Annotated in this window: 13 protein-coding genes and 1 pseudogene; 4 read left to right on the top strand and 10 right to left on the bottom strand. The window is 74.4% G+C overall.

Going from position 1 to position 17186, the window contains the following annotated elements; all coding sequences use genetic code 11:
* Window positions 1-81: 81 nt before the first annotated feature.
* The 5 genes from IH25_RS0119105 to IH25_RS0119085 are packed head-to-tail and all read right to left on the bottom strand — an operon-like array spanning window position 82 to window position 4525.
* Entirely contained in the window at window positions 82-1293 is a 1212-nt protein-coding gene (locus IH25_RS0119105; protein ID WP_030611441.1) for a cytochrome P450, read from the bottom strand.
* Window positions 1290-1883, bottom strand: a complete 594-nt coding sequence (locus tag IH25_RS0119100; protein ID WP_030611439.1) for a GTP-binding protein — start codon at window positions 1881-1883, stop codon at window positions 1290-1292. The genes IH25_RS0119105 and IH25_RS0119100 overlap by 4 nt, the downstream gene beginning before the upstream one ends.
* A gap of 13 nt (window positions 1884-1896) precedes the next feature.
* Window positions 1897-2259, bottom strand: coding sequence for a DUF742 domain-containing protein (locus tag IH25_RS0119095; protein ID WP_030611437.1), 363 nt, complete (start codon window positions 2257-2259; stop codon window positions 1897-1899).
* Window positions 2256-2663, bottom strand: a complete 408-nt coding sequence (locus tag IH25_RS0119090; protein WP_030611435.1) for a roadblock/LC7 domain-containing protein — start codon at window positions 2661-2663, stop codon at window positions 2256-2258. The genes IH25_RS0119095 and IH25_RS0119090 overlap by 4 nt, the downstream gene beginning before the upstream one ends.
* Window positions 2660-4525 carry a sensor histidine kinase gene (locus IH25_RS0119085; protein ID WP_030611433.1) on the bottom strand — a complete coding sequence of 622 codons (1866 nt, stop codon included), beginning with the start codon at window positions 4523-4525 and terminating at the stop codon, window positions 2660-2662. The genes IH25_RS0119090 and IH25_RS0119085 overlap by 4 nt, the downstream gene beginning before the upstream one ends.
* 259 nt (window positions 4526-4784) lie before the next feature.
* Between IH25_RS0119085 and IH25_RS0119080 the strand changes: the two genes are divergently transcribed.
* Both IH25_RS0119080 and IH25_RS0119075 read left to right on the top strand, forming a co-directional pair.
* Entirely contained in the window at window positions 4785-5636 is an 852-nt protein-coding gene (locus IH25_RS0119080) for a hypothetical protein (protein ID WP_063755153.1), read from the top strand.
* Window positions 5637-5712: 76 nt separating this feature from the next.
* Complete coding sequence (locus IH25_RS0119075; protein WP_030611427.1) at window positions 5713-9087, top strand: pyruvate carboxylase; 3375 nt, start codon at window positions 5713-5715, stop codon at window positions 9085-9087.
* Window positions 9088-9232: 145 nt separating this feature from the next.
* Here the strand turns inward: IH25_RS0119075 and IH25_RS0119070 are convergent, their stop codons facing one another.
* The 3 genes and pseudogenes from IH25_RS0119070 to IH25_RS0119060 form a co-directional block, all read right to left on the bottom strand.
* Entirely contained in the window at window positions 9233-10201 is a 969-nt protein-coding gene (locus IH25_RS0119070) for an SMP-30/gluconolactonase/LRE family protein (RefSeq protein ID WP_030611422.1), read from the bottom strand.
* Between the two features lie 214 nt (window positions 10202-10415).
* Window positions 10416-10874: a hypothetical protein gene (locus tag IH25_RS0119065; RefSeq protein WP_030611420.1), complete on the bottom strand. Its 459-nt coding sequence runs from the start codon at window positions 10872-10874 to the stop codon at window positions 10416-10418.
* Between the two features lie 220 nt (window positions 10875-11094).
* Window positions 11095-13251 (bottom strand): annotated as a pseudogene (locus tag IH25_RS0119060) (TIM-barrel domain-containing protein); the annotation flags it as partial.
* Window positions 13252-14041: 790 nt separating this feature from the next.
* On the opposite strand from IH25_RS0119060, the gene IH25_RS0119055 reads away from it, so the two are divergent.
* The gene (locus IH25_RS0119055; RefSeq protein WP_030611415.1) at window positions 14042-14422 is read left to right on the top strand and encodes a hypothetical protein; all 381 of its coding nucleotides are present in this window, start codon (window positions 14042-14044) and stop codon (window positions 14420-14422) included.
* Between the two features lie 26 nt (window positions 14423-14448).
* On the opposite strand, the gene IH25_RS0119050 is transcribed toward IH25_RS0119055, so the two are convergent.
* Both IH25_RS0119050 and IH25_RS38595 read right to left on the bottom strand, forming a co-directional pair.
* On the bottom strand, window positions 14449-15471 hold the full coding sequence (locus tag IH25_RS0119050; RefSeq protein WP_030611413.1) for a Ppx/GppA family phosphatase: 1023 nt from the start codon (window positions 15469-15471) through the stop codon (window positions 14449-14451).
* Between the two features lie 30 nt (window positions 15472-15501).
* Window positions 15502-15879, bottom strand: a complete 378-nt coding sequence (locus IH25_RS38595) for a ribosomal protein L7/L12 (protein WP_051754018.1) — start codon at window positions 15877-15879, stop codon at window positions 15502-15504.
* Between the two features lie 120 nt (window positions 15880-15999).
* Between IH25_RS38595 and IH25_RS0119040 the strand changes: the two genes are divergently transcribed.
* Entirely contained in the window at window positions 16000-17154 is a 1155-nt protein-coding gene (locus IH25_RS0119040) for an FAD-dependent oxidoreductase (protein WP_030611409.1), read from the top strand.
* Window positions 17155-17186 lie beyond the last annotated feature (32 nt).

Below are 17186 nucleotides of genomic sequence, written 5' to 3'. Positions count from 1 at the left end.
AGTGCGCGGGTACGGCGCCGGCCCGGGGAAGTCACTCCCCGGACCCCGGCCGCACGACGCACCGGCCGGGGCGACGCGGGATCAGCGGGCTGGTACGGGGCTGAACCGGACGGGCAGTCTGGTCAGTCCTCTCAGCCAGGGCGAGGGCCGCCGGGTGAGGGAGTCGGCGGGCACCGCCAGGTCGATGTCCGGCAGCCGGTCCAGCACCACCTCGATGCCCGTCCGCGCGATCACCTCGGCGACCTCCTGCGCGGGGAACGGGCAGCGGTGCTCGCCGTGGCCGAAGGAGAAGTGCGCGTTGTTGCCGCCGGTCAACTCCGAGGCGTGGGTGCGCACCTGCGGATCGGAGTTGGCGCCCTGCAGACCGAGCAGCAGCAGATCACCGGCCCGGACGGCCCGGCCGCCGAGACGGGTGTCCCGGGCGGCCCAGCGGCCCGCCACGTTCTGCGTGGGCGTGTCCTCCCACAGCACCTCGTTCATCGCCTCGGCGACGCTGTTGCGCCCGCCGAACAGGGAGGCGGCGAACCGGTCGTCGGTCAGCATCAGCCGGAGCGAGTTGCCGATCCAGTCGGCGGTCGGCTGGTGCCCGGCCGCCATCATCACCATCAGGTCCTGGACGATCTCCTCGTCGCTGAACCCGCTGTCGTCGGCGAGCATCCGGGAGACCACGTCGTCCGCGGGCTCCTTCCTGCGCTCCGCGACCAACCGGGCCATGGAACCGGCCAGATGCGCCTGCCCGGCCAGCGCCCGCTCCCGGCCGTCGATCATGTCGTTCAGGGCGGTGACCAGCGCCGGGCCCTCCTCGTCGGAGAACCCGTACAGCCGGGCCAGGACCCGCACCGGCAGCAGCATGGCGTACTGCGCGATCAGATCGGCCTCGCCCTCGGCGCACAGCGCGTCGATCAGCTCGTCCGCGAACCGCTCGGCGTGCCCGCGCATCTCGAACGGGTCCACCGCCTCCAGCGCGTTGCTCACCATCGCCGCGCGCTGCCGGTGCCGTTCGCCGACGGTGTAGAGGATCGACGGCTGCTTGCGCCCGATCATCGGCAGCAGCGGCCAGTCCGCGGGGATGTTCTCCCACTGGTTCCACAGGTCCGAGTCCCGGCTGAACAGCACGGGATCGCCGGTGACCTGGTGCAGTTCCCGGTAGCCGAGCACCAGCCAGGCCGGGATGTCACCGTCGAGCAGCACCGGCACCACGGAGCCGTGGTCGCGCCGCATCTCCCGGTACAGGCGCGCGGGGTCGGTCTGGAACCGGGGGCCGCTGAGCGGGACGGCGTCGGGGGTGGTCACACGAACTCCTGTCGGGGCAGGCCCGCCCGCGCGGACGGGTCGGCGTACCGGTTCTTCACGTGCTGCACCAGCGTGATCAGCACCTGCTTGCCCGACTCCCGGGAGCGGGCGTCGCAGTCGACCAGCGGCACCTGCGGATCCAGGTCGAGCGCCTCGCGGACGTCCGCCCCGGCCCGTACCGGACCGCCGAAGTCGTTGCAGGCCACGATGAACGGCGTGCCGTGGTGCTCCAGCCGGTCGATGGCGTACCAGGAGTCGTCGATCCGCCGGGTGTCGACGAGGACGACCGCGCCGAGCGTGCCGGTGAACAGCCGGTCCCACAGGAACCAGAACCGCTCCTGGCCCGGCGCGCCGAACAGGTACAGCACATTGCGCGCGTCCAGGGTGATCCGGCCGAAGTCGAAGGCCACCGTGGTCGCGGACTTGCCGCGCACCTGGGCGGTGTCGTCGATGGCCTCGCCGGCCTGGGTCATCGTCTCCTCGGTGTTGAGGGGACGGATCTCGCTGACCGAGCGGACCAGCGTGGTCTTGCCGACGCCGAAGCCGCCCACGACCACGATCTTGAAGCCTTGGTCGGCGGAGGCACCCAACGGGGTGCGGGCGTCAGAGGTTGCGAAGTCCAACGAGCACCTGCTCCAGGATGTCGGGATCGGTGATGGCCGGCCGGCGCGGGTGCCGGGCGCTGACCCGGCCCGCCGCCAGCAGATCGGACAGCAGGACCTTGGTGATGCTCACGGGCAGCCGCAGCTCGGCGGCGATCTCCACCACCGAGGTGGGGGACTGGGCCAGCTTCAGGATCGCCACGTGCTCCGACTGCATGCCGGCCGTCGGCTCCGACTCGGCCACCACGAGGGTGACCAGGTCGAAGGGGTTGTCGGGGGCGGACCGGCTGCGTCCCTGGGTGATGGTGTACAGCCGGTCGGGAGCGTCGTCGCGGCCCGGACGGTTCCTGCCGGGTCCGCTCATGACGTACGGGGCAGAGCGGTCAGGTACGTGCCGAGCTGCTCCACCAGCTCGCTCATGTTGTGCCCGACGACACCGGCGTCCGCGTCCTCGGTGGTGATCACGGCCAGATGGGCGCCGGCGCCCGCCTCCACGATGAACAGCACACCGCCGTAGAACTCGGTCATCGCCGAGCGCACCCCGCCGCTGCCGTCGCCGAACTCCACGGACGCGCCGTGCGACAGCGACTGGATGCCGGCGGCGATCGCGGCCAGCTGGTCGGCCTGGTCGACGCTCAGCTCCGGCGTCCGGCACAGCTTCAGCCCGTCCCGGGACAGCACGAGCGCGTGCCGGGCACCCGGAGTCCTCTCCAGCAGGCCCTCCAGGAGCCAGGTGAGCTTGTCGTCGGCGGTGGTCGGGCCGGTCATGAAGTGGTGTCGCCTTCCGGGTACGAGGGGCTGTGTGCGGGCGTGTGCGTGTGCGGGCGGGAGGGGGCGGGGGAGCCGTGCTCAGCGGTGTCGTGCGGGCCGGGCTCGCCGGCCCCGTACGAGCCGGGCTCGTCGTCCCCGTACGGGGTACGGCCGGCCGGTGCGGCGGTGGCCGGGGGTACGGCGGTCCGGTCGTCGTCGGTCGTCTCGGCCGCGGTGGTCCGGTCGTCCGGGGCCGGCGGTGCCACGGCGGACGGGCCGCCGTCCGGCGTCGGCGCGTGAGACGCGTCGGCTGCGCCGAGCGGGCCGGCTGCGCCGGGCGAACCGGAGGGAACAGCGGGACCGGACGGACCGTACGGATCGGTCGACGGGTCGGTCGGGCGGGCCGGGGTCGCCTCCTCCGACGGGCCGGCCGCGGGCGCGGGCCGCGGGCCGGCCGGGGCCGACGGGCGGACGGCCTGGCGGAAGCTGCTGAAGCGGGCGGCGCGGGCCTTGCCCTCCTCCGGGGTCGGCGTGCCGCGCTGCCCGGTGCCGGACGCGGACCGGCCGCGCTCGGCCTCGGCGAGCGTACGGCCCCGGCGCCGCTTGGGCAGTCCGGCCGGGCCCGGTTCGGCCGGCGCGGCCGACTCGTGGACCGGGGTGGCCTCCAGCGCGGGCGGCGCCGGGGCCGGCGTCACGCTCTGCGCGGGTGTCTCGCTCGGCGCGGGCGGGGCCGCGGCGGCCGGTGCGGGCCCGGACAGGATGGACTGCGGGATGAGCAGCAGCACGCCCGTGCCGCCGCGCGCGGAGGGCCGGAACGACACCTTGAGCCCGTGCTTGCGGGCGAGCCGGCCGACCACCGCGAGCCCGAGCCGGGTGCCGGTCAGACCGCCCAGCCCGGAGACGTCCCCGGCGACCGCGCGCTCGGCGCGGCGCAGCTGTACGTCGCCCATCACCAGCCCGCTGTCCTCGACCGACACGATGACCCCGGCCGGCACCTCCTCCACGTACACGTGGACCTCGGCCGTGGGCGGTGAGAAGTTGGCGGCGTTGTCCAGGAGTTCGGCGAGCGCGTGCATCACGCCCTCGGCCGCGTGCCCGGCGACGGCGGCCTCGCTCGTCGAGTGCACCCGCACCCGCCGGTACCCGGCGATCCGGCCCATCGCGCCGCGCAGGATCGACTCCATGCTGATCGGCCGCGCCCACCGGCGCCCCGAACGAGCCCCGGTGAGTACGGCGATGGAGTCCGCGAGCCGGCCGGCCTGGGCGGTGCGGTGGTCGAGATGGAGCAGATCGTGCAGCACGTCCTCGTCGGTGTGCCGCTCCTCCATCGCCCGCAGGTCGGCGAGCGTGGCCGTGGCCAGGGCCTGCATCCGGGCGGCGGCGTTGGAGGTCGCGGAGATCGCGGCCGACCGCTCCCGCCGGGCCTGCTCCAACTCGTCCGCCAGCCGGGCGTTCTCCTGCCGGAGCCGGTCCAGCTCCCGGGTGCCCTCGGCGACCAGGCGGTCCTGCTCGGCGGTGAACGACTCCGTCAGCTCGGCGCGCTGCCGGGCCAGTTCGTCCACGAGCCGCTGCTGCTCCTGGCGTGCCTCCTCGGTCGTACGGGCCTGCTGCTGGAGCAGCCGTCCGACATCCTGGGTGACACCCTCCAGCCGCTGCCGGGTGTCCCGCACGGTGCGCCGCGCGTGCGCGGCCGTGGCCACCGCCGCGCTGAGGACGACCGCCGCCACGGCTCCGCCGCCGGCGAGCGGGGTGCGTGCCGCGCCCGGTGCCACCGCCACGGCCGCGCAGACCGCGAGCGCCGACAGCACACCGGTGACGGCGAGGGCGGAGACGAACGTACGGAGGGAGGGTCGGTCGCCGGAATGCGTGGGCGCGGTCATCGGTCCCGTCTGGTCCTCGTGCGGCTGGGAGACATGGCACAGGTCGTGAATTCGCGGTCACTATACGAGAGTTCGTGATCAAAAAAGAACAGAACCCCATGGGTTCATGGTTTCCGACGGTCATCCGGCCCGAGATGCCGGTACCGGGGGACGGATCAATGGGGGCGAAGGTTGCCTCTCGGTACCTGCTTCCCATGGTGGGACTTGCCACCCCTTAAGGATCTTGACGCCCCTGTTCCGGATCGCTGGACTGTGACCGGTGATCGATGAAGGACCCACCCGGCGGGCCCGCGCCACGCTCGCCCGGCTCGTCCGGTGCGCCGGGCGCGTGCTGGGCGCCGAGTGGCGCGGCATCGTCGTCGACCCGGTACGGCGGCTCGCGCGGCGCGGACCGTCCGGGCTGCTGCTCGCGTTCGTCGCCGCGTCCGGTGTCGTCTTCTTCCACGACATCGCCCAGCACCCCGCCGGAGCGGTGTGGGTACGGCGGCTCGGCGGCGTCCAGGCCGACCTGCCGCTGTGGCTGTCCCTGCTGCGCACCCCCGTGTCCCTGTACGTCCCGGCGCTCGACCTGCCGGTGTGGGCGGGCATCACCCAGCTGTTCCTCGCCTTCGCCCTCGCCGAACTGACCCTGGGCCGGGCCCGGACCCTGCTCATCGCCTACACCACGACCCTGGCCGGCACCCTCACCGCCCGCCTGATGATCGCCCTCGGGCCCGGCTGGTGGGGGTTCGGGCTGCCGCCCGAGGCCGGGCATGTGCTCGACACCGGCCCGTCCGCGGCCGTGGTGGGCCTGTTCACCTATCTGGCGGTGGTCCGGCGGGCCCCCGTGGTGTTCACGCTGACCGGCGGCTCGATGGTGGGGGAGTCCGTCGCCGTACCCAACCTGGCGGGCCGCGAACACCTGATCGCCGTGGCCGCGGCCATCGTCCTCGCGCTCCTGCACGGCCGGGGCGAGCGGCTGCGCACGGCCGTACGGTCCCGGCTCCGCCGCCGGTCCGGCCCGGCAGCACCACCACCGCCGGTGACCGGCCGGCCCGGCGCGTCCCTGTGGCGCCGGCCACGCCGTCGGTGTGATGGTTTTCGCACCTCGGCCCGTACGGGCAGCCCCTAGGGTTGCCCGCGAGTGACGGCAGGGCGGGCCGAGGCCAGGGTGTTCGTCGCCGGCAGGCAGCTGAAGGGAATCCAGGATGTTCCGCAAGGTGCTGGTCGCCAACCGTGGAGAGATCGCGATCCGCGCGTTCCGGGCGGGCTACGAACTCGGCGCGCGTACCGTCGCCGTCTTCCCGCACGAGGACCGCAACTCACTGCACCGGCTCAAGGCCGACGAAGCGTACGAGATCGGGGAGCCGGGGCATCCGGTGCGGGCCTACCTCTCCGTCGAGGAGATCGTGGCCGCCGCCCGCCGGGCGGGCGCCGACGCCGTCTACCCGGGCTACGGCTTCCTGTCCGAGAACCCCGAACTGGCCCGCGCCTGCGCCGAGGCCGGCATCACCTTCGTCGGCCCCGACGCGGACACCCTGGAGCTGACCGGCAACAAGGCGCGCGCGGTCGCCGCCGCCCGCGCGGCCGGCGTGCCGGTCCTCGGCTCCTGCCCGCCCTCCACCGACGTGGACGAACTGGTGCGCGCCGCCGACGGCATCGGCTTCCCCGTCTTCGTCAAGGCGGTCGCGGGCGGCGGCGGGCGCGGCATGCGCCGCGTCGAGGACCCGGACCGGCTGCGCGAGTCCATCGAGGCCGCCTCCCGCGAGGCCGCCTCCGCCTTCGGCGACCCGACCGTCTTCCTGGAGAAGGCCGTGGTCGAGCCCCGCCACATCGAGGTGCAGATCCTCGCCGACGGCGAGGGCAACGTCATCCATCTCTTCGAACGCGACTGCTCGGTGCAGCGCCGCCACCAGAAGGTCATCGAGCTGGCCCCGGCGCCCAACCTGGACCCGGAGCTGCGCGAGCGGATCTGCGCCGACGCCGTCCGCTTCGCCCGCGAGATCGGCTACCGCAACGCCGGCACCGTGGAGTTCCTCCTCGACCGTGACGGCAACCACGTGTTCATCGAGATGAACCCGCGCATCCAGGTCGAGCACACCGTGACCGAGGAGGTCACCGACGTCGACCTGGTCCAGGCGCAGCTGCGCATCGCCGCCGGCGAGACCCTCGCCGACCTGGGCCTCTCCCAGGACACGGTGACCCTGCGCGGCGCCGCCCTCCAGTGCCGGATCACCACCGAGGACCCCGCCAACGGCTTCCGCCCGGACACCGGCCGGATCAGCGCCTACCGCTCCCCGGGCGGCTCCGGCATCCGGCTCGACGGCGGCACCACCCACGCCGGTACGGAGATCAGCGCGCACTTCGACTCGATGCTGGTCAAGCTCACCTGCCGGGGCCGCGACTTCCAGGCCGCCATCGGCCGGGCCCGGCGCGCGGTCGCCGAGTTCCGCATCCGCGGCGTGGCCACCAACATCCCCTTCCTCCAGGCCGTCCTGGACGACCCCGACTTCCAGGCGGGCCGGGTCACCACCTCCTTCATCGAGCGGCGCCCGCACCTGCTGACCGCCCGGCACTCCGCCGACCGCGGCACCAAGCTGCTCACCTACCTCGCCGACGTCACCGTCAACAAGCCGCACGGCGAACGGCCCGAGCTGCCCGACCCGCTGACCAAGCTGCCGCCGCTGCCCGCCGGCGAGCCGCCCGCCGGATCCCGGCAGCTCCTCGTGGACCTCGGCCCCGAGGGCTTCGCCCGGCACCTGCGCGAGTCGCCGCTCCTCGGCGTCACCGACACCACCTTCCGCGACGCCCACCAGTCCCTGCTGGCCACCCGGGTCCGCACCAAGGACCTCCTCGCCGTCGCCCCGGTCGTCGCCCGCACCCTGCCGCAGCTGCTCTCCCTGGAGTGCTGGGGCGGCGCCACCTACGACGTGGCGCTGCGCTTCCTCGCCGAGGACCCCTGGGAGCGGCTGGCCGCCCTGCGCGAGGCCGTCCCCAACATCTGCCTCCAGATGCTGCTGCGCGGCCGCAACACCGTCGGCTACACGCCGTACCCGACCGAGGTCACCGACGCCTTCGTGCAGGAGGCCGCCGCCACCGGCATCGACATCTTCCGCATCTTCGACGCCCTCAACGACGTCGGCCAGATGCGCCCCGCCATCGACGCCGTACGGGAGACGGGCACGGCGATCGCCGAGGTGGCCCTCTGCTACACCGGCGACCTCAACGATCCGTCGGAGCGCCTCTACACGCTCGACTACTACCTGCGCCTCGCCGAGCGGATCGTGGAGGCCGGCGCCCATGTCCTCGCGATCAAGGACATGGCCGGCCTGCTGCGCGCCCCGGCCGCCGCCAAGCTGGTCTCGGCGCTGCGCCGCGAGTTCGACCTGCCCGTGCACCTGCACACCCACGACACCGCGGGCGGCCAGCTCGCCACCTACCTCGCCGCGGTCCAGGCGGGCGCGGACGCGGTCGACGGCGCGGTGGCCTCCATGGCCGGGACCACCTCCCAGCCGTCGCTGTCCGCGATCGTCGCCGCCACCGACCACTCCGAGCGGCCCACCGGCCTCGATCTCCAGGCGGTCGGCGACCTGGAGCCGTACTGGGAGGGCGTCCGCAGGATCTACGCCCCGTTCGAGGCGGGCCTCGCCTCGCCCACCGGCCGCGTCTACCACCACGAGATCCCCGGCGGCCAGCTGTCCAACCTGCGCACCCAGGCCGTCGCCCTCGGCCTCGGCGACCGCTTCGAGGACATCGAGGCGATGTACGCCGCCGCCGACCGCATCCTCGGCCGCCTGGTCAAGGTCACCCCGTCCTCCAAGGTGGTCGGCGACCTCGCCCTGCACCTGGTGGGCGCCGGGGTCGCACCGGAGGCATTCGAGGCGGACCCCGGCACGTTCGACATCCCGGACTCGGTGATCGGCTTCCTGCGCGGCGAGCTGGGCACCCCGCCCGGCGGCTGGCCGGAGCCGTTCCGCACCAAGGCGCTCCAGGGCCGCGCCGCGCCCCGGCCCGCCCCCGACCTGTCCGCCGAGGACCGCGAGGGGCTGGCCAAGGACCGCCGGCCGACCCTCAACCGGCTGCTCTTCCCCGGCCCCACGCGCGAGTTCGACACGCACCGCCAGTCCTTCGGTGACACCAGCGTGCTGGACAGCAAGGCGTTCTTCTACGGCCTGCGCCCCGGCAAGGAGTACGCCGTCGACCTGGAGCCCGGTGTCCGGCTGCTGATCGAGCTCCAGGCCATCGGCGAGGCCGACGAGCGCGGCATGCGCACCGTGATGTCCACGCTCAACGGCCAGCTGCGCCCCATCCAGGTCCGGGACCGGGCCGCCGCCTCCGACCTCCCGGTGACGGAGAAGGCCGACCGGAACAACCCGGGCCACGTCGCCGCGCCCTTCGCCGGTGTGGTGACCCTGGCCGTCGCCGAGGGCGACGCGGTCGAGGCCGGAGCCACGGTCGCCACCATCGAGGCGATGAAGATGGAGGCCGCGATCACCGCCCCGAGGGCGGGCCGGGTCTCCCGGCCGGCCATCAACCGCGTGCAGCAGGTAGAGGGCGGCGACCTGCTGGTGGAGATCGTCTGACGCGACGGGCACGGGACTGGGCACGGGCGCGGGCATGGGCTCGCGCCCGCGTCCGTGCCCGCGCCCATGCGTCCGCGCCCGTGTGCCCCTGCGCCCGCGCGTCCGCCGCCGGCCTCCGTGCCCGTCGCGGCCGGGCCCGGCCCGGCTACAGGCGGCCGAAGTGGTACCGCAGCCGGGCCAGCAGCAGGTTCGGATCCCGCTCGGTCCGGTAGGCGGCGCCGGGGACGTAGACCGTACGGCCGCGCACGGCGACGGAGGTCGGGCCGGCCAGCCCGTCCGCCTCGGTGAGGACGACGGTGTGGCCGCCGTCGCGCCGGACCAGCACCACCCGGTCGCCGCCGTTCAGCGCGGCGAGGACGGTGCGGCCGGCGCCGGGGAAGGCGAAGTCGTCGATGCCGCCGAGCCCGCGCGCCCGGGTCTCCGGCGCCCCGGCGGAGCCGTCCTCGCCCACGGGAATGCGCAGCAGGGTTCCCCGGTCGGTGTTCGACACCCACACGGAACCGCGGTGCACCTTGATGCCGTTGGCGCCGAAGCTCCCGGCGCGGGACGGCCGCAGCTCCGTCCGGTGGGCCCAGGCGGTGGCCGGGCCACCCGCCGCGGGCACGCGCCAGACGGTGCCGCGCACCGAGTCGGCGGCGTAGAACACGCCCCGGTGCCCGTCGAGGGCCAGGCCGTTGGGGAACCCGTCCGGCGGCAGCGCGGCGATCTGCACCGGTGCGCCGCCGGGGGAGATCCGCCAGACGCCGGTCGCCCGGGTGCCGGTGGCGTAGTTGACGTACAGGGTGCCGTCGTGGGCGCGGACGATCCCGGTGACGGCGGCGCGGCCCACGAGCGGGGTGTCCGGTGCGGCGACCGCGGGCAGCTCGGCGCGGGTGGTGCGGGTCCCGTCGGGGGCCACCCGGACGACCGTACGGGCGAAGGCGAAGGTGAGGTCGGCGGAGCCGTCGGGTTCCAGCGCGATGTTCTCGGGCCGCTGCCCGGCGGCCGGGTCGAAGCGGGCGACGACACGCGCGTCGCCGACGGGCGGCTCGGTCCCGGGGGCGGGCGCGGCGGCGACCAGACCGAGTGCGAGCGCGGCCGTGGCGGCACCGGTCAGTCGGGGGCGTCGGGGCATGTGACCTCTTTTCGGTCGGCGCGCGGGGCGCCGGCGTGCGGGGCCACACCAACATGACGGGGGACGGACCGCCGCCCGCGGGAGCCGGGGCCGCGGGTTCGCCCGCGCGGACCACCCGGGCGCACCGTACGAGGCACCCCCGGGCGGCATCCGGCCGGTGGCGGCCCGGGGGACGCCCGGCGGGACGCCCGGACCGTCGCCCTCGGGCGGGTGGTCAGTCCCAGAGCGGGTAGGTCATGACCCGCTGGTAGCCCTCCGGACGGTCGCCCGGGTAGGTGAGGCTGATCTCGGTGTAGCGCTCGACGCCCGGGTGCTCCTTCCAGGGCTTCGCGCCGCCGAGCCGCACGGTCACCGGGTAGGCGTGGAAGGTGCCGGCCGCGCAGTACGGCTCGCAGTCGTTGACGACGTTCACGCCCACCGCGGTCGCCTCGCCCGGGCTCCACTCGGACCAGCGCAGCCCGGTGAGCCGGCTGTTCCCGTCGCCGCAGGCCAGGATGAAGTCGATGGGGCGTACGGTGCGCTGCCACAGGCAGTCGACCAGGACGGGCCGGTCCGCTCGGGGGTGGTGTGGCGCCGCGGAGTCCGGCGGACTGGCCGAGGCCGTCGTCATGGCCGCTGTCAGCAGGGCTCCCGCCGCCAGGGTGATTGTCGTTCCCACCACTGATGCGCGCATCGCCGCTCCCGCCCGTCGTGCTTGGTCCGAACGCGTGCCCCCGACGCTACGACCGTCCCGCCGTTCGCACCAGTCGCGCAGGTCGGGCGGTATGCCGGGGATGTCCCGGAGGGGTGCCGGGGAGTCCCGGAAGGGCGGTGCCCCGGTGCGGGGTACCGCCCTTCGGAACTGTCGTGGTGGCGTCACCCAGCGTGATCCGGGCGGGTCACCGCGCGTCCGCCAGGCGCAGGGAGAAACCGCGGTCGAGCGGCAGGCGGGCCGTGGCGACGGTCGTGACACGGGTGGCGGGATCGTAGGACCAGGCGGAGCGCGGGAGCCGGCGGCCGTCCAGCAGGACCCGCGCGGGCGCGGTGCCGCCGTGCACCGTGAACCGGTACGCCCGGGCGTCCACCTTGCCCGCGTAGGCGCCCCGGCTCGCGCCGACGGTCACGGTCGTGCCCCGGCCGTCGGCGCGCACCGACACCTTCTGCGTGGCCGCCGCGCCCCGGGCGAAGTCCCGGGTCACGCCGTCGTCCTCGTACAGCGTGTAGTGGCTGGTGCCGTGCGCTGCCGGATACAGGTCCCAGTCCAGCTCGTGCCGGTCGCGGGTCTGCCAACTGGTCGTGCCCTTCGGCCACATGGGGACGATCGCGCCCTCGCGCACGAACAGCGGCAGGGTGTCCAGCGGGGCGTGGTAGCCGTCGAGCGTGGTCGGACCCCGGTAGGTGCGCCCGGTCCGGTAGTCGGTCCAGGTGCCCTTCGGCAGATAGATGCCGTCACGGGTGTCGGAGTCCTCGTAGACGGGCGCGACCAGGAAGTCCGGGCCGGACAGGAACTCGTACTTCGCCCGCTCGCCCAGGGTGGCCGGGTCGTCGGGGTACTCCAGCCACAGCGGGCGCACCGCCCCCACGCCGGTCTTCGCCGCCTCGGCGGACAGCGTGTACATGTACGGCAGCAGCCGCTCCTTCAGCTGGAGGTACGTGCGGTTGACCGAGGTGTACGGCTCGCCGTCCCGCCACGGCTGCTGGTCGGCGGGCTTGCCGGTGGTCAGGTCGCTGGCCCAGCCGTCCATCGTCATGATGGCCGGCAGGAACGCCTTCCACTGCAGGTCACGGGTGTACATCTCGGCGTCGTGGCGGTAGATGCTGCCGACGTCACCGGTGTTGTAGGCGATGCCGGACATCGTCGCGCCGGCGTACGTCGGGATCTGCCAGCGGATGTAGTCCCAGGACAGCTTCTGGTCGCCGCTCCACAGCACCCCGCAGCGCTGGGCGCCCGCCCAGGACACCGGCAGCCAGACGAAGCCGCGGGCGTCGCTGTGGTCCTCGATCCCCTTCTTGGCGGCGTCACAGGCGTCCAGCGCGAACTTGTAGCCGTTGCCGACCCAGGCGACGTCCAGCTTGGCCACCCGCTGGCCCGCCTTCACCTGCTCGGCGAGCTTGTCGATGCCGTTCTCGGTCCACAGGCCGAGCTGGGCGTGGTGGTCCTGAAGGCCCTTGGCGGTCTGCTCCAGGTTCTCGTACCCGCAGCCGTACCCGTCGTTGACCAGCATCCAGCCGAGCGGCATCCCGTGCTCGGTGTAGCCGTCGGCGGTCTTCAGCGCGTCCAGGGTGTGCCGCTCGCCCCGGTTGGCGTTGTGCAGGTAGCAGTCGGAGTCGCCCGGTTCCAGGCCGTACACCGGCGGCATGAAGGGACGGCCCACCAACGCCGTGTACTTGCCGATGACTTGCTTGGCGTCACCGAGGAAGTAGTAGGCGTCGAACCGGCGTTCCTGCTGGCCGGTCGTCACCGGCGAGCCGAAGGTGTACACGCCCGGCGCGAAGGTGTTGCGGAAGACGCCGTAGCCCGCGCTGGAGAGGTAGAACGGCTGGGAGTTGTTGTAGCCGCCCTCGTTCCAGTCGAAGCTGTTGGCCACGTACATCGTCCGGTCGCGGTGCGAGAAGCCGCCGTTCTGCTCGCCGCCGCCGAAGAACTGCTCGTCCGCGCCGCGCAGGAGGCTCTGCCGCATCCCGCCGGTCGACCAGCGCAGCGGCTTGTCCTCCTGCCAGATCCGGGTGCGGTTGTCGGGCCGGTACAGCCCGAACCGCAGCGGCTTCTTGTACACGCGCAAGACGGCCTGGGGGGAGCGGATGCCGTAGTAGTCGCCCGCGTCGAAGGACGAGGTGCCGCGCTGGAGGGCGGGCCGTTCCCGCACGATGGCGGTGCCGGCCGGATCGCTCAGGGCGCCGGACGGATCGGCCTGGAGCCGGAGTTGACCGTTCTTGAGAAAGTCGGCGCGCGCCGTCAGCCGGCCCGCCCCGATGGTGTAGCCGCCGTCGCCGCCGGAGAAGGAGGTGAGGTCGCCGGCGTCCGTGGTAGCGGGCAGATAGGCGGTGCCGGTGAAGGAGTTGTCGTGCACGTCGTACGGCACCACGAGCACGTGGTAGGTCCCCGACGCGCGCGGGATCACCGTGGCCTCGGGGTCGGCGGTGCCCGCGCTGGAGGCCACCTGCTTGCCGTGGTCGTCGTAGACGTACAGGTCGAAGTCGTCCGAGGGGCGCTCCCAGGTGATGGACAGCGGGACGCCGCCCTCGGGGTTGTCGTTCCAGTAGCCGTCCGGCACCGAGACGGTGAGGTCGAAGCGGTGGCAGACCGTGCCGTCGGGGTCGGCGGCCTCGGCGGGGCACTTCTCGGGGCCGCCGCCGGTGCCCTTGGCGTAGACCGGGCTGTGCCAGCCGGCGTCGGCGTGGACGGGGTCCAGTACGGCGCCGGAGGCGGTGGGGGCGGCCTCGGCGGGTGCCGGACCGGACAGCACGGTCGCGGCCAGGGCGGTCGCCAGCCCCAGCGGAACCCAGGCGGGCCATGGCACACGTTGTCGGAGTCTTCGCACGGCGGAACAGCTCCCCTCGCACCTTCGCGGATTGACTGTCCTGGCGGAGTTGCTCGGAAGCGCTTGAAACAAGCGTCAATCGAGCAACTTCACGCACGAAGCCTCGGGGTAGACGCAGGTACATGTCAATACCGGGGCGGGGTGCCGGGCGGCGGGGCGCCGTACCGGGCCGCCGTCTGCTGCATTGGCGGGACCCGGATCACCGGGTCGGGGGAGTGGGCCCCCGGCCGACGGGCCGGACCCCCGGGCCGGTGTGACGATCACAGCAAGGTGACACAGCGATCCCGGCCGTCACCGCGGCCGGTAGGAGGACCACACGATGAACTCCGCTCTCAAGCGCCTGCTCGGCGTCGGCGCGGCGGTGGCCACGGGCGCCACCGCGCTGCTCGGCACCGGCGCCGGCACCGCCGAGGCCGCCGGCCGCGCCCACTGCGACCGCGCCGAACGGCCCATATGGAGTGAAGGGCCCAGCCGTAACGTGACCGCCCGCCACTGCGACGTACCGGACCAGGACCACCGCTGGTACACCGTCGAGTTCGACACCCTCGTACAGCCGCACCAGAAGAACGACTACGTGGACGGAGGCGTCGAGCGGACCGCCACCCTGCACGACCGGAGCATCAGGTGCCTGGGCTACACCACCGACAAGGACACGGTGAACTGGTTCGGCTGCCTGCCCCGGCTGAAGCACGTCTCCTGACCCGCGGCCTCCCGGGCCCGGGCCGGTCAGGCCGAAGGGCCCGCGACGCGCAGCACCGCCGCCGCGGGCGGCGCGCCGGCGGCGGAGGTGACGGTGCCGGCGGTGGTGGTGACGTCCGTCCACCAGTCGGCGCCGTCCTCGGCCCAGCGCAGCAGCACGCCCTCGCGGATCGCCCAGGGGCAGACCACGGCCCGGGGCAGGCCCATCAGCTTCAGCGCGGTGTGCCCCACCACCGCCCCGGCCAGGCTCTGTGCGGCACGCGGCGCGGAGATCCCCGGCAGCCGGGCCCGCTCGGCGGCGGGCAGCGCGGCCAGCGCGCGCACCGCCTCACGCAGGTCCGCACAGGCCAACTCCCGCTCCACGAACGGACCGTGGCGCCCCGGCGGCGCCCCGCACAGCCGGGCCAGCTGCTGGAACGTACGGGAGGTGACGGCGACGGTGCGCGGACGTTCCCAGCGGATCCGCGCGGCCACGTCCCGCAGTTCATGGCGGACCCGGCGGCGCAGCTCCTTCAGCTCCTTCGGCCCGGGCGGGTCCTGGGCGGCCAGGTACTCCCTGGTCAGCCGGCCCGCGCCGAGCGGCAGGGACGCCACGAAGCCGGGCATCCGGCCCCGCCCGAAGGCCACCTCCAGCGAGCCGCCGCCGATGTCGAGCAGCGCCAGCGGGCCCGCCTTCCAGCCCAGCCAGCGGCGGGCCGCCAGGAAGGTCAGCTCGGCCTCCGTCTCCCCGGGCAGCGTGCACATGCGCACCCCGGTCCCGGACGCCACCCGGTGCAGCACCTCGTGCCGGTTCGGGGCGGCGCGGACCACCGTGGTCGCGAAGGCCAGCGGGCCCGCCGCCTGCCAGCCGCGGGCCGTGGCGCTCGCCGCGCCCACCGCCTCGACCAGCCGCCGCACCGCCTCCTCGGCGATCGTGCCGTCCGGACCCAGGTGTTCGGACAGGCGTAACTTCCACTTGACCGTGTGCACCGGCAGCGGCACGCCCCCCTCGACGTCCGCGATCACCAGTCGCACCGTGTTCGACCCCGCGTCCACCACGCTCACCCGCATGGCCGGGACGTACCCACTCCACCGCCGCGATCACCCCTCGCACGAGGGGCGTTCCGGAGCACGGTCCGGCCGGGCCGTGCCTTCGGGACGGCTCGCGCGGCAGTCCGACGCGGACCAGTAGCGCGAGGCGCACGGGCCGGGGGCGAGCGGGCGCCCGTCCGGCGGCAGGGTCCGCGCACACCAGCCGCACACCACGTCCGCCCCGGCCCCCGCCGCCCGCAGGGACGCGGCGGCCCGTACGGCGGTCTCGAACGGAACCTCCTCGACGACCGGCGCCGGCGCGTCGGACAGCAACAGCGCGCTCCGCCAGGCACTCAGACCGGTGAGGGCACGCAGGACCCCGATCACCTCACGCCTGTCGTCCCCGGCCCAGCCGGTGAGCAGCACCCGGAAATCCGGCTCCTCCACGCGGCATCCCCCTCCCGCCGGCCCTGTCCGGATACCGCCCCCGTCCGGCCACCGCTGCCCTTGGATGGACGGGCCACCACCGCCGCCCCGTCAGGCCGGCGGGCGACCGGAGCGGATGCGATGAGGGTACTGGTGATCGGCGGCGGGATCGCGGGAACCGCGACCGCCCTGGGACTGCACAGGGCCGGGCTGGACGTCACCGTGTTCGAGGCCCACCCGGACACGGCCGAGGACCTCGGCGCGTTCCTGACCCTGGCGAGCAACGGCATGCGCGCACTGGCCCAACTGGACGCCACGAGCGCCGTCACGGCCGTCGGTTTTCCGCTGACTTCGCTGCGGCTGCTCGACGGCCGGGGCACGGAGGTGTCGCACGCCCCGCTCGGCGAGGCGGCCGACCCCGCCCTGCGCTACCGCTGTCTGCGCCGGGGCGAGCTGAACGCGGCCCTGCAGGGCGAGGCGGTGCGGCGGGGCATCCGGGTGCGCCACGGGATCCGGCTGGTGTCCGTGGCGGGCGGCCCGGACGGCGTCACCGCCCGTTTCGCCGACGGCACCACGGCCACCGGGGACCTGCTCGTCGGCGCCGACGGACTGCGCTCCACCGTCCGCCGGCTGCTGCTGCCCGGGGTGCGGCCCGGATACGCCGGGCAGCGGGTCTACTACGGCTACACCCGCACCGCGCCCGCCCCCGGCCCGGACGGCTCCATCACCATGATCCGGGGCGGCGCGACCGCCTTCGGGTACGCGGTGTCCCCGGCGGGGGAGACGTACTGGTTCGCCCGCGAGGGCGGCGGCCCGCTGCCCGCCGGGGCGCCCGCCGCGCCCACGGCCGGCGCGCGCGAGCGGCTGCTGACGCTGCTGCGTGCGGACGCCACGCCCGCCGCCGGTCTGGTCGAGGCGGCCGGCGACACCGTCCTGGTCACCAACGCCACCGAACTGCCGCCCGGCACGGCCTGGCACACCGGACGGGCCGTGCTCGTCGGCGACGCCGCGCACGCGGCCTCCCCGGCGACCGGCCAGGGCGCCTCGATGGCGCTGGAGGACGCCGTGGTCCTGGCCAAGGCGCTGCGGGACCTGCCCGATCCGGCCACCGCGTACGCCGCGTACGAGCGGCACCGCCGGCCCCGGGCGGAACGCAACATCACCGTCAGCGGCGCCCTGTCCCGGAACACCGCGGGTCCCGCCACCCCGCGCCCGGCCGTCCCCGACGAGCGCCTCCTCGCCCAACTCGCCTGGGACACCCCGCTGTCCGCCGTCCCGCCCGAGCCGGGTGCGTGAACGGGGCCGCCGGCGCGCGAAAGTGCAAGAGG

The sequence above is a fragment of the Streptomyces achromogenes subsp. achromogenes genome, from assembly GCF_000720835.1.
Lineage (GTDB): Bacteria > Actinomycetota > Actinomycetes > Streptomycetales > Streptomycetaceae > Streptomyces > Streptomyces achromogenes.
The sequence above is the reverse complement of the archived record's forward strand: the minus strand, read 5'-3'. Positions and strand labels throughout refer to the sequence as shown.

Coding starts and splice junctions, on each gene's coding strand:
- IH25_RS0119095 (WP_030611437.1), bottom strand. CDS start 2,259: ATGAGCGGACCCGGCAGGAACCGTCCGGGCCGCGACGACGCTCCCGAC.
- IH25_RS0119090 (WP_030611435.1), bottom strand. CDS start 2,663: ATGACCGGCCCGACCACCGCCGACGACAAGCTCACCTGGCTCCTGGAG.
- IH25_RS0119085 (WP_030611433.1), bottom strand. CDS start 4,525: ATGACCGCGCCCACGCATTCCGGCGACCGACCCTCCCTCCGTACGTTC.
- IH25_RS0119075 (WP_030611427.1), top strand. CDS start 5,713: ATGTTCCGCAAGGTGCTGGTCGCCAACCGTGGAGAGATCGCGATCCGC.
- IH25_RS0119070 (WP_030611422.1), bottom strand. CDS start 10,201: ATGCCCCGACGCCCCCGACTGACCGGTGCCGCCACGGCCGCGCTCGCA.
- IH25_RS0119065 (WP_030611420.1), bottom strand. CDS start 10,874: ATGCGCGCATCAGTGGTGGGAACGACAATCACCCTGGCGGCGGGAGCC.
- IH25_RS0119055 (WP_030611415.1), top strand. CDS start 14,042: ATGAACTCCGCTCTCAAGCGCCTGCTCGGCGTCGGCGCGGCGGTGGCC.
- IH25_RS0119050 (WP_030611413.1), bottom strand. CDS start 15,471: ATGCGGGTGAGCGTGGTGGACGCGGGGTCGAACACGGTGCGACTGGTG.
- IH25_RS0119040 (WP_030611409.1), top strand. CDS start 16,000: ATGAGGGTACTGGTGATCGGCGGCGGGATCGCGGGAACCGCGACCGCC.